This is a genomic window from Planobispora longispora, from assembly GCF_016863135.1.
GTDB lineage: Bacteria > Actinomycetota > Actinomycetes > Streptosporangiales > Streptosporangiaceae > Planobispora > Planobispora longispora.
This window is the reverse complement of record NZ_BOOH01000064.1, coordinates 1-13355: the sequence shown is the minus strand read 5'-3', so window position 1 is coordinate 13355 and position 13355 is coordinate 1. Positions and strand designations below refer to the sequence as shown.

General features: G+C 71.9%; 13 protein-coding genes and 1 tRNA gene. 10 read left to right on the top strand and 4 right to left on the bottom strand.

What is annotated here, in order from left to right:
* The first annotated feature begins 106 nt into the window (after positions 1 to 106).
* Positions 107 to 1654, top strand: coding sequence for a histidine ammonia-lyase (hutH, locus tag Plo01_RS35665; RefSeq protein ID WP_203895192.1), 1548 nt, complete (start codon positions 107 to 109; stop codon positions 1652 to 1654).
* 64 nt (positions 1655 to 1718) lie between these two features.
* Here hutH and Plo01_RS41170 read toward each other — a convergent pair whose 3' ends face one another.
* Entirely contained in the window at positions 1719 to 3119 is a 1401-nt protein-coding gene (locus Plo01_RS41170; protein ID WP_203895191.1) for an NAD(P)-binding domain-containing protein, read from the bottom strand.
* 73 nt (positions 3120 to 3192) lie between these two features.
* Between Plo01_RS41170 and Plo01_RS35655 the strand changes: the two genes are divergently transcribed.
* Genes Plo01_RS35655 through Plo01_RS35645 form a run of 3 tightly spaced genes read left to right on the top strand, consistent with a single transcriptional unit; the run spans position 3193 to position 5943 of the window.
* Positions 3193 to 4101, top strand: coding sequence for a LysR family transcriptional regulator (locus tag Plo01_RS35655; protein ID WP_203895190.1), 909 nt, complete (start codon positions 3193 to 3195; stop codon positions 4099 to 4101).
* A 4-nt stretch (positions 4102 to 4105) separates the two neighbouring features.
* Entirely contained in the window at positions 4106 to 5113 is a 1008-nt protein-coding gene (locus tag Plo01_RS35650; protein ID WP_203895189.1) for a chorismate-binding protein, read from the top strand.
* Positions 5113 to 5943, top strand: a complete 831-nt coding sequence (locus tag Plo01_RS35645) for an aminotransferase class IV (protein WP_203895188.1) — start codon at positions 5113 to 5115, stop codon at positions 5941 to 5943. Before Plo01_RS35650 ends, Plo01_RS35645 begins: the two co-directional genes overlap by 1 nt.
* Before the next feature lie 130 nt (positions 5944 to 6073).
* Here Plo01_RS35645 and Plo01_RS35640 read toward each other — a convergent pair whose 3' ends face one another.
* Positions 6074 to 7468: an LVIVD repeat-containing protein gene (locus Plo01_RS35640; protein ID WP_203895187.1), complete on the bottom strand. Its 1395-nt coding sequence runs from the start codon at positions 7466 to 7468 to the stop codon at positions 6074 to 6076.
* A 145-nt stretch (positions 7469 to 7613) separates the two neighbouring features.
* On the opposite strand from Plo01_RS35640, the gene Plo01_RS35635 reads away from it, so the two are divergent.
* The gene (locus Plo01_RS35635; protein WP_239317713.1) at positions 7614 to 8147 is read left to right on the top strand and encodes a DUF305 domain-containing protein; all 534 of its coding nucleotides are present in this window, start codon (positions 7614 to 7616) and stop codon (positions 8145 to 8147) included.
* A gap of 69 nt (positions 8148 to 8216) precedes the next feature.
* On the opposite strand, the gene Plo01_RS35630 is transcribed toward Plo01_RS35635, so the two are convergent.
* Positions 8217 to 8633, bottom strand: coding sequence for an SsgA family sporulation/cell division regulator (locus tag Plo01_RS35630; protein WP_203895185.1), 417 nt, complete (start codon positions 8631 to 8633; stop codon positions 8217 to 8219).
* Between the two features lie 470 nt (positions 8634 to 9103).
* On the opposite strand from Plo01_RS35630, the gene Plo01_RS35625 reads away from it, so the two are divergent.
* Positions 9104 to 9175, top strand: a tRNA-Val gene (locus tag Plo01_RS35625).
* Between the two features lie 342 nt (positions 9176 to 9517).
* Here Plo01_RS35625 and Plo01_RS35620 read toward each other — a convergent pair.
* Positions 9518 to 10210 carry an alpha/beta fold hydrolase gene (locus tag Plo01_RS35620; RefSeq protein ID WP_203895184.1) on the bottom strand — a complete coding sequence of 231 codons (693 nt, stop codon included), beginning with the start codon at positions 10208 to 10210 and terminating at the stop codon, positions 9518 to 9520.
* Between the two features lie 119 nt (positions 10211 to 10329).
* Between Plo01_RS35620 and Plo01_RS35615 the strand changes: the two genes are divergently transcribed.
* From Plo01_RS35615 to Plo01_RS35600, 4 genes are all read left to right on the top strand, one after another.
* Positions 10330 to 11343, top strand: coding sequence for a helix-turn-helix transcriptional regulator (locus tag Plo01_RS35615; protein ID WP_203895183.1), 1014 nt, complete (start codon positions 10330 to 10332; stop codon positions 11341 to 11343).
* 107 nt (positions 11344 to 11450) lie between these two features.
* A complete protein-coding gene (locus Plo01_RS35610) occupies positions 11451 to 11690 on the top strand; it encodes a hypothetical protein (RefSeq protein WP_203895182.1) in 240 nt (79 codons plus the stop codon).
* A 500-nt stretch (positions 11691 to 12190) separates the two neighbouring features.
* On the top strand, positions 12191 to 12571 hold the full coding sequence (locus tag Plo01_RS35605; RefSeq protein ID WP_203895181.1) for a response regulator transcription factor: 381 nt from the start codon (positions 12191 to 12193) through the stop codon (positions 12569 to 12571).
* Positions 12572 to 12757: 186 nt separating this feature from the next.
* A partial coding sequence (locus Plo01_RS35600) for an MCP four helix bundle domain-containing protein (RefSeq protein ID WP_203895180.1) occupies positions 12758 to 13355 on the top strand: 598 nt, incomplete at its 3' end.

Here is a 13355-nt window from a genome sequence, read left to right as displayed (position 1 = left end):
TGGCGACTCCCCAAACCGGAATTCGGGCGGGGCCGGACGGCGCGGGAAATGTAAGGGGCTAGCATGGTATGAGCCAGTTACATCCCCAGGGAGAGAGTGACACCCCATGCGCGACAACGTGGTCGTGAACATCGGGCCCGAGCCGTTGACCTTCCAGGAGGTCGTCGCCGTGGCCCGGTACGGCGCCGCCGTACGCCTCACCGACGACGCCGTGGCGGCCATGGCCGCGGCCCGCACCCGGGTCGACGAGCTGGCCGAGAGCCCCACCCCGGCCTACGGGGTCTCGACCGGCTTCGGGGCGCTGGCCACCCGGCACATCGCCCCCTCGCTCCGCGCCCAGCTCCAGCGCTCCCTGGTCCGCTCGCACGCCGCCGGCTCCGGCCCCGAGGTGGAGACCGAGGTCACCCGGGGGCTGATGCTCCTGCGCCTGCACACCCTCGCCACCGGCCACACCGGCGTGCGCCCGCAGACGGCCAAGGTGCTCCAGGCCCTGCTCAACGCCGGGATCACCCCGGTCGTGCACGAGTACGGCAGCCTCGGCTGCTCCGGAGACCTCGCCCCGCTCTCCCACGTGGCCCTCACGATCATGGGGGAGGGGGTCGTCCGCGACGCCGAGGGGAAACTGACCGACGCGGCCGAGGCGCTCAAGCAGGCCGGCATCGAGCCGGTCGAGCTGGCCGCCAAGGAGGGCCTGGCCCTCATCAACGGCACCGACGGCATGCTCGGCATGCTGATCCTCGCCATGGACGACCTGGCCCGGCTGTTCAAGACCGCCGACATCAGCGCGGCCATGAGCGTGGAGGCGCTGCTCGGCACCGACCGCGTCTTCGCCGCCGACCTGCAGGCCCTGCGCCCGCACCCGGGCCAGGCCGACAGCGCCGCCAACCTCCGCGCGCTGCTCGCGGGCTCGGGCATCATGGCCAGCCACCGGGACGGCACCTGCACCCGGGTCCAGGACGCCTACTCGCTGCGCTGCGCCCCGCAGGTCGCCGGCGCCGCCCGCGACACCCTCGCGCACGCCGCCGCCGTCGCCGGGCGCGAGCTCGCCTCCGCGATCGACAACCCGGTGGTCCTGGCCGACGGCCGGGTGGAGTCCAACGGCAACTTCCACGGGGCCCCGGTCGGCTACGTGCTGGACTTCCTGGCCATCGCGGCGGCCGACATGGCGAGCATCGCCGAGCGCCGCACCGACCGCATGCTCGACGTGGCCCGCAACCACGGCCTGCCGGCCTTCCTCGCCGACGACCCCGGCGTGGACTCCGGCCACATGATCGCCCAGTACACCCAGGCCGCGATCGTCTCCGAGCTCAAGCGCCTGGCCGCGCCCGCGAGCGTGGACTCCATCCCCAGCTCCGCCATGCAGGAGGACCACGTCTCCATGGGCTGGTCGGCCGCGCGCAAGCTGCGCCGCGCGGTGGAGGGCCTGACCCGGGTGCTCGCGGTGGAGATCCTCACCGCGGCCCGCGCCATCGACCTGCGCGCGCCGCACGCTCCCGCGCCCGCGACCGGCGCCGTGGTGAACCTCCTGCGCCAGAACGTGCCGGGCCCGGGCCCGGACCGCTTCCTCGCGCCGGAGATCGAGACGGTGGTCCGCCTGGTCGCCGACAACTCCGTCGTGGCCGCCGCGGAGTCGGTGACCGGCCCGCTCGCCTGAGGCCCGGCAGGGCGGGGCCGCCCGGCGCTCATGCGCGGCGGCCCCGCCCGCCCCGCGGGAACGGTCACCGCCCCGCGGGGACGGCCGCCGTCACCTCCACCTCGATCAGCAGCCCCGGCCGGAAGAGCCGCGACACCTCCACGGTCGTGCTGGCCGGGGGCTCCCCGGTGATGAAGCGCCGCCGGACGGCCCCGTACTCCGGCAGGCGCGACATGTCGGTGAGGAACGTCCGGATGTGGGTCACGTCGTCGAACGTGCAGCCCTGATCGGCGAGGATGCGGGCCAGGGACTCCATCACGCGCTCGGACTGGGCGGTCATGTCGCCTTCGCCGAGCACGTTCCCGGCGGCGTCCAGCGCCACCTGCCCCGAGACGAACAGCAGGTTCCCGGTGCGGGTGGCGTGGGAGTAAAGCCCGTTGGTCGCCGGGACCGACTCGGGGTTGATCTTCTCCACGCCGGTACGGCGGGCCGCCCCGGCCTCCGCCCCCGAAGCGCCCGTCGCCGTGGGCCCCGTCTCCGTGAGCTCCGTCGCCGTCGGGTCCGCCGCGCGGCGAGCCGCCCCGTCGCCCGGATCCCGCGCCTCCCGGGCGAGGTGTCCGAACACGGCCGTCAGATCCTCCCCGCCCAGCCCGAGGGAGACCGCCCCGGCCAGGCGCTCGCCGGCCGCCGCCGCGAGCGTCAGCCCCCGGCGCGCGGCCGGCGCCGGGTTCCCGGCGGACAGGTCTTCGGCCGGGTCCTTCACGGCCGGGTCCTTCACGGCCAGGTCCTTCACGGCCAGGGCGAGGTCCTTGGCCGCCAGGCCGAGGCCGTACCGCCGCCCGACGGCCCCGCCCTCCGCCGCCGGGCGGACCCGCTCGGCGAGCGCCCCGAGCGGGGTGGCGTCCAGCACGTCCAGCAGCGCCCCGGCGTCCACCCCGGCCGCGCGGCCGTACGCGACGGCCTCGGCGAGCAGCACCTGCGCGGGCACGAGCACGCTCATCACCGCCAGCTTCATCGCCGCCCCCGCCCCCGGCCCGCCGAGCTCGCGCACCTCGCCGAAGACACCGAGCACCTTCCGGCAGCGCGCGAGGTCCGCGGGGAGCCCGCCGGCCAGGACCGTCAGCGCGCCGTCCCGCGCCGGGCCCACGCTGCCCAGCACCGGCGCGTCCACCAGTCCCACCCCGGCGGGGAGGAGGTCGCGCAGGGCGGCCACCGCGGCCGGTCCGACGGTGGACATCTCCACCACCAGCGTCCCGTCCCGCAACCCGGGCGTCGCGGCCGTGAGCACCTCCGTCACGGCCGCGGGGTCGCTGAGCACGGTGATGACGAGCTCCGCCCCCGCCGCGGCCTCGGCGGGCGTGCCCGCCGTCGCGGCCCCCTCCACGGCGCGCGGGGTGCGGTTCCACGTCGTCACCTTGTGCCCGGCCTCCACGAGTCGCCGGGCCATCGGGGCGCCCATGAGCCCCAGACCGAGAAAAGCAATCACCCGGCCGACGTTAGGAACAATCCAAGCATTCCACCAGCGACTATCATTCATGTAAGCCATGCGATGGAGGAATGTGTTCGACGTCGACGCCCTGAGGCTGCTGGACGCGGTCGCCCGGACCGGATCGTTCACCGCGGCCGCCGCCGAGCTGGCCTACACCCAGTCCGCCGTCTCCCGGCGCATCGCCTCCCTGGAACGGCAGGCGGGCGGCCCGCTCTTCGAGCGCCTGCCCCGGGGCGTACGGCTCACGCCCGCCGGAGAACTGCTCCGCCGGCACGCCCTGGTCGTCCTCAACCGCCTGGCCCGGGCCGCCGACGAGCTGGCCGGGATCCACGGCGGCTACCGGGGACGGGTCCGCCTGGGGGCGTTCGCCACCGCCAACGTGGCCCTGGTCCCCACCGCCCTGCGGGCCTTCCGGCAGGAGTTCCCGCAGGTCGAACTCGTCCCGATCGAGGGGCCCAGCGGCGGCCTGCTGCGCCGGATGCGCGAGGGAAGCCTGGACATCGCGGTGGTCAGCGACTACCCGTCCGGCCTGCCGTACGACGACGAGGTCGAGGTGGTCGAGCTGGCGGAGGACGAACTGCTCCTCGCGCTGCCCGGCGACCACCCGCTGGCCGCGGGGGAGCACGTCGACCTGCGCGAGCTGCGGGACGAGACCTGGATCGAGGCGCCGCCGCCCGGGCAGCGCACCATGCTCGGCGACGCCTGCGCCCGTGCCGGGTTCACCCCGCGCACCCTCAGGATCAGCGAGTGGACGGGCAAGTTCGGGTTCGTGGCGGCCGGGCTGGGCGTCACCCTGGTGCCCTCCCTCGCCGCGTGGGCGGTGCCGCCGGGGCTCGCGCTCCGCTCCCTGGGCGAGTTCGCGCCGCGCCGCGCCGTCTCGGCCGCCCTGCCCCGCACCCCCCTGCCCGCCGCCCGCGCGTTGCTGGAGTCCCTGGCGGGGGCGGTGGCCGGGGTGACGGGCGGACAGGCGCGACAATAGGGGGGTGCACGACTCCTTCGCCCACGCCGGCGGCCTGCTGGCCACCCGGCTCCTCGACGTCACCACCGACCTGTCCGCACTGGACGGCCGGGGCTGGTGGGCCGTCGTGGTCGACTACGAGGGCAAGGTCACGTGCGCCCGGTTCGCCGACGTCCGGCCCGCCCCGCTGCCCGTGCCGCGCGGCCCCTGGCGGGGGCCCCGCCCGTCGGCCTGGCGCAGCTCGCTCGACCGGGCCGCCTACGAGGACGGCGTGCGCCGCATCCGCGACCACATCGAGCGCGGCGACGTCTACCAGGCCAACCTGTGCCGGGTGCTGACCGCGCCGCTGGCCGGGGACCCGGACCCGGTGGCGCTGGCCGTACGGCTGGCGGAGGGGAACCCCGCGCCGCACGCCGCCACGGTGTGCCTGCCCGGCCTCAGCGTGGTCTCGGCCTCGCCGGAGCTCTACCTGTCCCGGGACGGCGACGTGATCGAGTCCGGGCCGATCAAGGGGACCGGCGCGACGGCCGAGGACCTGCTGGAGAAGGACTACGCCGAGAACGTGATGATCGTCGATCTGGTCCGCAACGACCTCGGCCGGGTCGCCGTCGTGGGATCGGTGAGCGTGCCGGCGCTGTGCGAGGTCGAGGAGCACCCCGGCCTGGTGCACCTGGTCTCCACGGTCCGGGCCCGGCTCGCGCCGGAATTCGGATGGCCGGAGCTGTTCGCCGCGACGTTTCCTCCGGGTTCGGTGACCGGCGCACCGAAATATTCTGCTCTCCGCATCATCAACGAACTCGAACCCGAGCCCCGGGGGCCCTACTGTGGTGCGGTGGGCTGGGTCGACGCCGATCGGCGGCGGGCGGCGCTGGCCGTGGGCATCCGCACCTTCTGGCTCTCCGCCGACGAGATCCACTTCGGCACGGGGGCGGGCATCACCTGGGGAAGCGACCCGCGGCGTGAGTGGCACGAGACCGAGTTGAAGGCGTCCCGGCTCATCGCGCTCGCCTCCACCCCCGACAAGGAGATCTGATGAACACACCCGTATGGGTCAACGGGAAACTGATCGACCCGGCCGAGGCCGTCGTCTCGGTCTTCGACCACGGCCTCATGGTCGGCGACGGCGTCTTCGAGACCGTCAAGTGCGTCGGCGGCGCCTCGTTCGCCCTGACCCGCCACCTCGACCGCCTGCGGCTCTCCGCCGAGCGCATGGACCTGCCCGCGCCCGACACCGACGCCATCGCCGAGGGAGTCCGGGCCTGCCTGGCCGAGGCCCCCGCCTGGACGCTCGGGCGCATCCGCATCACCTACACCAGCGGGCCCGGCCCGCTCGGCTCCGACCGGGGCGACCAGGGGACCACCACCGTGATCATCGTCGGGGAGCAGAAGCCGTTCCCCGCCGCCGCCGACGTCGCCGTGGTGCCGTGGCCGCGCAACGAGCGCGGCGCGCTGGCCGGGGTGAAGAGCACCTCCTACGGCGACAACGCCAAGGCGCTCTTCCACGCCAAGGCCCGCGGGGGCGGCGAGGCGATCTTCGGCAACCTGGCGGGGAACCTCTGCGAGGGCACCGGGAGCAACGTCTTCATCGTCCGGGACGGCCGCCTGGTCACCCCGACCCTCGCCTCCGGCTGCCTGGCGGGGGTCACCCGCGCGCTCGTCCTGGAATGGTGCGGCGGGACCGAGGAGGACGTGCCGCTCTCGGCCCTCTACGAGGCCGAGGAGGCGTTCCTGACCTCCACGACCCGCGACGTCCAGCCGATCCGCGCGGTCGACGGCACCGTGCTCCCGGTCGCGCCCGGCCCGGTCACGGCCAAGGCGATGCGGGTCTTCGCCGAGCGGGCCGGGGCCGACCTCGACCCGTGAGGGCCGGCCGCCCGGTCTCCGCACCGCTCCCGGCGTCCGGTTTCCCGTACGGCTCCGGGCCCGTGGCGGCCGGAGCCCCGGTTCCCGCACGGCCCGCGTGCGCCGTACGGGAGCCGAAACCCCTCGGCTCTCAGTAGGCCGTCTGGGTCTGGGCGTTGAGCTCCTCCGCCTTCGCCGTCTTGGCGGGGTCGGTCAGCGGGTCGTCGATCCGCAGGACGTCCAGGCCCCTGGTGATGTCGCTGGAGTAGATGTGGCCGTTGTAGTAGTAGGCCGACCACGACCCCGCCAGGCCCTCCACCGGGCCGCGCTCGAAGAAGCCGATCTCGCGGGGGTTGGCCGAGTCGGTGAAGTCCCAGATCGACACGCCGCCCTGGTACCAGGACTGGACCATGATGTCCTTGCCGGGGACCGGGATCAGTGAGCCGTTGTGGGCGACGCAGTTCTCGTCCGGCTGCTGCTCCCTGGGGATCTTGAAGTAGCCGCGGAGCGTCAGGGTGCGATCCTCGGAGAGGTCGTAGACGGCGCTCGCGCCCTTGGTCCTGGGGGTGCTGCGGTCGCAGGTGGCGCCCATGCCGCCGCCCAGCTCGTCGCCGAAGACCACCTTGGTGGCGTCGTTGTTGAAGGTGGCCGAGTGCCAGATGGAGAAGTTCTCCTTGTCGCTCACCTGCTGGATCACGGTGGGCTTCACCGGGTCGGTGATGTCCAGCAGGATGCCGTCACCGAAGCAGGCGGCCGCGGCCAGGTTCTTCTCCGGGTAGACGGTGATGTCGTGGCAGCCGCCGAGACCCACCGAGGCGCCCGGCCGGGGGTCGTCGGAGAGCCTCGGCTTGGAGACGACCTTGGCCTTGGCGGGATCGCCGGTGGGGACCTCGACGATGGAGAAGATGTCGTGCGGGCCGGGGCAGCTCGGGTTCCCGGGCTCCGGGCCGGCGGAGGAGATGTACAGGTAGACCGTCTCCGCCGTCTTGCCGGGCACCAGGGTGTGGGTGTGCGAGCCGCAGGAGGTGCTGACCGCCGAGACGAACTTCGGGTGGGCCTTGTCGGTGATGTCGAAGATCCGGATGCCCTCCCAGCCCTGCTCGCCCGTCTGCTCGCCGTCGTCGCAGCCGGGACCGCCGCGCGGCATGTCGATGGAGAGGAACAGCAGGTTCCCGGTCACCGAGACGTCGTTCTGCTCGCCGGGGCAGAGCACCTGGCTGACGATCCGGGGCTTGGCCGGATCGGAGACGTCGAACACGGTGAAGCCGTCGAAGTTGCCCACGAAGGCGTGGTCGCCCTGGAAGGCCAGGTCGGTGCCCCAGGCCTGGGGGCCGTCGAGCGGGGCTCGCGGCGGCACGTTGGCGACGTGTGTGACGTTGTCGCTGTGCAGGACGGCGGAGCCCGCGGGGGTCTCACCCGGCGAGGCGGGCGGGGCGCTGGAGCTCGCCGCGGCCGGAGGGGACGCGGGCTCCGAAGGTCCCGGATTCGCGCTGCAGCCCGCCGTCACGAGAACTGCCGCCAGCGCGAACGCCACGGTTGATCGCACACTGCCCCCATCACTTGGATTCCTTTACATCATTATTGATGTTATGTGGGGTATGTATCGGTTGGGTGGCGCTCTCGTTCTCATGGCGCTGACACTGCCCCTTTCGGGGTGCGCGGGATCCGCGCCGGAGGAGAGGACTCCGCTGGTGGCGGAGAGCGGCGCGCCGGTCATCATTCCGGGCGATCCCGGAGGATCCGGGCGTACGGCGCGGCCGGGGGAGCGGCTCGGCGAGTCGGAGGCCAGGGTGACGGCGGCCGACGTGACGTTCGCCGAGGGCATGATCCCGCACCACCGGCAGGCGCTGGAGATGGCGGCGCTGGTCCCGCCGCGGTCGTCGTCCCAGGAGGTGAAGACGCTGGCCGAGCGGATCACCGCGGCGCAGCGGCCGGAGATCGCGGCCATGACGTCCTGGCTGAGGTCGGTCGGCCGTACGCCTCCGGGACACGACGACCACACGGTCACGCAGGAGCAGATGAACCAGCTCAGGACCGCGCGCGGCGGCGCCTTCGACAAGCTCTTCCTGACCCTGATGATCGCCCATCACGAGGCGGCGGTGGAGATGGCCGGGGTGGAGCTGCGGAACGGCACCGACCGGATCATGCGCGCCACGGCCGCCGACGTCACCTCCGGTCAGGGCATCGAGATCGCGCGGATGCGGAAGATGCTCGAGCGGCTCTGACCGGGCCGCGGCTCCGAGGTGCGGACCGTTCTCCGGGGCGCGGCTGAGGCGAGGAGACGGGGTTGCGGGTCAGGAGCTCCAGAGCATGTTGCTCAGCTCGGCGTCGAGATCCATGAAGTCGGTCTCGCGGCCCGCCGGGACCAGCTCGTAGGTCCGGTGCAGGAACTCGGTGAGAGGAGCCAGCGGCACCTCGAACAGCGCCTGCCCGAACGGGGAGGTGAGGCTGATGTGCAAGGTCCGCTCGCCGTCGGCGCGCGCCGGCCACACCTGGACGTCGCCGTCGCCGACCCGGCGCACGATGCCCACGGTCAGCAGCTCGCGGGCGAAGATCCACTCGACCGGCTCGTCGTTGCCCACGTGGAAGGCCATGCGGATCGCGTAGGGATCGTCGGCCGTGTAGCTGAGACCGGCCAGCAACGGGACGGTGGTTCGGTCGGGGACCACAAGCCGAAGGCCCAGCTCGGCAGAGACGGTGGTGCTGTTCATCGTCAGCCAAACCTTTTCGTCGTCGGTCCCCTGCGCGGGGCTTCCACTGCTCTCATCGGATCTCGTCCGCTCCTATGAGGCGGAACGGAGAGACCCGTAGGAGAGATTCCGCCTCCAGGCCCTTCTGTAACGCACATCACAGCGCGACATTTCGTCACCTAGCTGGCTAAACGCCATCAACGGGGTCGTATTTACGAGGGTTTTGCGCATCGTTTCCATCACGGTCGACTCCCGGTTGGAGGGCGTCTCAGGCGATAGAGGTCTAGCCATGGTCGTACGGTACTTCTCCGGATCAGGACGATGCTATGACACCGTAGCGCCCCAATGGCCTCATCGCCGACCCTTTGCCCTCTGTCGCGTGGCGCCACACCGTCACCCCCATGATCACGTCTCCGACGGCGTCACTTCGCGAGCTGCCCCGGATTGCTGTATGGTTTTCCACGTCGGCACCGCGAGGAGCCGCACAGGGCGGGCGATTAGCTCAGCGGGAGAGCGCTTCGTTCACACCGAAGAGGTCACTGGTTCGATCCCAGTATCGCCCACACAGATGAGACGCAGGTCAGAGCCTGTCGGTTGACACCAACCGGCGGGCTCTTCTGTTTTCTCCGGGGCGATGGGAGCCCGCCGGGGAGCCACCTCACTCCAACTCAGCCCGCCGGCTGGCGCCGAAGACGGCGTTCATGGTGTGCGCACCCTTCGTGATCACAGGTCTGAGCTGGTGCCTGTACACGGCCTCGGTGACGCCGGTGCCCGCGCTGGTTTCTAAAACTGACGGTCATCGTTGACACCTGGGTTTCCGACGCACTATGGAGATCCACATGTCCCAGCCCAGGTCCTGGAGCTATCGCGACGATGGAGGGCTCAGGGAGCTGTGGGGTTGTTCCTCAAGGGGCCGCCTCAGGGGCCGCGGCGGCCAGGAGCCGGGCGAGCTCGGCAGGCCGTGTGATCATGGGCCAGTGGCCCGAGTCGATGTCCACAAGGTCAAGGTGCTTGGCCTTGGCCAGCTCGGGAACGGCACCGGCGGTTATCCACTCTTGAGCCTGGGCGGGGGTGAACTCGGGGCACACGACGAGGACGGGCACGTCGAACCGTCGCTCGTCCGTCAGGCGCACCACGCCCTTCGTCACCCCGGCGGGGACGGGAATCGCCGCGGAGGTGAAGTTGCTCCTTGCCTCCTCGCTGAGGTCGGCGGAGTCCGATCCTTCGAACGGGCCCCAGCCGGGGAAGGGCATGGCGCCGTCCTTCACCTCGAAGAAGTCGGCGTAGGGCTGCCCGTCCGCGGCCGGGAAGCCGCCGATGAACGCGACCTTGGCGATCCGCTCCGGGCACGCGTCGGCGGCCGTCCAGGCCAGGGTGCAAGCGGCGGAATGCCCCACCACCATGGGCTTTCCTGAGGCCGACTCCACGGCTGCGAGCACGGCTGCCACCTGGTCCTCGAGAGTGGCCGAGGCGGATCCGTCACCCTGCCCGGGCAGGGTGACCGGTACGGGGCGGTGACCGAGCGCCTGAAGGGCGGGCACGACGTCGTCCCACGCCGATCCGTCGAGCCACAGGCCGGCGATGAGCAGAATATCCATGATCAGTTCTCTTCCTTCGGCGCGTTCCGGTGAGGACGGAACGCGGTCAGGACGTCAGGCTAGGGCCGATTCCGGACGTTCTACTTCCTGTTCATTACGTGATCTCGTAATGTGCTCGCGTGCCGACCGATCTCAGTCCCACCGCACGGGCTCTGCGCGCCATGCAGATCCTCCAGGCCCGCCCTGGCGTGACGGCCGGCGAGCTCGCCGCCTGTCTGGGCGTCACGGAGCGGGCCGCGCGCCGGTACGTCGGAATCCTCCGGGAGGCGGGCATCCCCGTCGAGTCGGTCCGCGGCCCGTACGGTGGATACCGGCTCGGGCGCGGGACGCGGCTGCCCGCGGTCGCCTTCACAGAACCCGAGGCGCTTGGCCTGGTCATGGCGGTGCTCAACGGCCAGCCGGCGGCCGCCGATGTCGGCGACCTCGTCGGCACCGCCCTGGGCAAGATCATCCGAGCCCTGCCCGAGAACGTCGGACGGCAGGCGGCGACGCTGCGTGAGTATGCGTCGGCGGCGCCCGACCGGCTCTCGGCCTGTCCGGATCCCGCCACCACCAGCGTGCTCGTGACCGCCATCGCGGACCGGCGGCGCGTGGTGGTCGCCTACCGGAGCGAGTCCGGCAACCAGTGGAAGACCGAGGTGGACCCCTGGGCGGTCGTCGTCCGTCACGGGCGCTGGTACCTGCTGTGCCACTGCCACCGCGCGGACGCCGTCCGTACCTACCGGGTGGACCGCGTCCTCCAGGTTCAGCAGAGTACGCACACGTTCGAGCCGCCCGACGACCTCGACCCGGTGGCGGCGCTGGAGGAGAACCTGGGCACCGGGTGGGAGTTCGCCACGCGCGTCGTGTTCGACGCTCCCCCGGCCGAGGTGGCGCCTTGGATCCGGCCGCCGATGGGAAGGCTCGAACCGTCGCGGGACGGGTGCGTGCTCGTCGGCAGCACGAGCAACCCGACGATGTATGCGCAGGAGTGGCTGTCGAACGTGCCGTTCCCCTTCCGCGTCGAGGGCGGCCCGGAACTGCGTGCCGCCCTCGCGAGTCTCGCTTCGCGTCTCGCCGCCGCCCTGGGGGGTCGGCCCATGGACGACGTCACGTCCGGGCCGGGGTCTTCGGGGGCGGGACTGAGCGAATAATCCCGGTTCGGTCTCCACGAGGATGCCCTGGCCGACCAGGGACAGGCCAGGCACGCCCGCGAGCACCTGGACGCTCTGCCGCACCCGGCGAGCCCGCCGACCTCCCGATGCCGGCCGACGGCGCGATCCTGGAGTGGACCACCCACCCGACGCGGCCCGAAGCCCTGCTGCTGATGGCCGGCTGGACCGACGCGCCACGGCTCTACTGCTACGACGGCCACTCCCTCCAGGACACCGGGCTCACGCCCCGCTCACCGGTGGACTTCGACGAGGTGCACGCACGCGCCCGCGCGGGACGGGACGCCGATCCCGCTCACCGTCATCCACCACAAGGAATCCCGGCCTGACGCAGCCGGTGGGCGAACGCGATCTGGCGGTCCATGCCGGTGGCGGCGGCGTGGCCCTTGAAATATCGGCGGATCTGGCCGATCGGGTTGACCGGCCCGATCGGAGTCTGGCAGATCTCGGCGGCCGCCTCGGCGATGGCGCGGAGAAATCCGGATCCGGCACGTCCTCCAGGGCGCCCAGGGCGTGCAGTTCGGCCAGGCGCTCGATCTCATCGCGCGGCCACGGCAGGATCGCCATCGTGGCTGCTCCCCCTCTCCTTCGCCGGCGGTCGTGCCGAGCGCCTCGATGCTGACCCGGCGCTTTGAAAGTAACCGTCGGCCGCCGGGCCGGTGAGCACGCGCGCCCCTCACCTGCCGCACCGCGGCCGTGCGTGCCGGGTATCTGCAGCTCCCGGGGGTTCACCCCGGCCACCTCGGGGGGACGGCTGCGGATAAGCCGGCGCAGCGGCGGGCACACCTCGGGACATCGAGCGGCAAAACGGGGGAAAGCGGGGGAGCATATGACCCACGTGCTGATCGTCGATGATGACCTCGACATCCAGGAGCTGACCGCCTTTCGCCTGGAGGCAGCAGGCTATGAGGTGCATGTCGCCGCAGACGGCCACCAGGCGCTGGCGCTGGCCGCGCAGCTGCATCCCGACGTGGTGGTGCTGGATTGGATGATGCCGGGTTTGAGCGGGCCGGAGGTCTGCCGCACCTTGCGCGCCACGCCGGAGCTGGCCGAGGTGGCGGTGCTGATGCTGACCGCCAAATCGCATGAGGCCGATGTGGAGGAGGGCTTTCGGGCCGGGGTCGACGACTACATGATCAAACCGTTCAGCCCGCGCGAGCTGGCCGTACGCATCGGCCACCTGCTGGCCCGCAGCGGCGAACACCGCTGAGCCGCCATTGCCGCGAGCCCGGGTGATACGGCCGGCCTTGCTGTGCGGTTCTCACCGGTGAGAGCACCGGCAGCGGCCCGCTGACGACGTCGCCGCTTGCCCCTCAACATCGGCCGATATCGGCCGATGGGAAGAGCACCCCCGGCCACTGCTCATTTCCCTGTCTTTTCACCTGAAGGAATACCCATGTCCTCGGCTCTGCCCGTATCGGACCCGTCGGCGCGGCGGTCGCTGGCCGCCCGCGGCCGTGACCTGCCGCTGACCGCCAAGATCTTCGCCGCCGTCGCCGCGGTGGCCGCCGCGGGCCTGCTGGTGATCGGTGTGAGCCTCAGCGGCCTTAACACCGCCGATGGCAAGGCCTCGGCCATCTACACCGAGGGCGTGCGCCCGATCGAGACCCTGGCCGAGCTGCACACCGATCTGCTGCAGGTGCGCAACCTGGTGCTCAACTACTACATGTCGGACGCCGAGTACCGGCCGAAGAACGCCGAGGAGATGCACCAGCTGGATGCCGAGATCGCCCAGGACGCCACTGTGTTCGCGGAGATGACGGCCGACAAGAGCGCCTGGGAGCGGGTGTATGCCGACTGGCGCGCCTACACCGCCATCCGGGACGAGAAGATCATGCCCGCCGCTGCCGCCGGTGACCTGGATGCCTTCTGGGCGGGCTTCAACGAGGCCGAGCCGCTCAGCCAGCGCGTCGATGCGGGCTTTGAGGAGCTGCGCGCGACCCAGTCGAAGGCAGCCGCGGCCAACGCCGCCGAGACCAAGGACACCGTCGGTG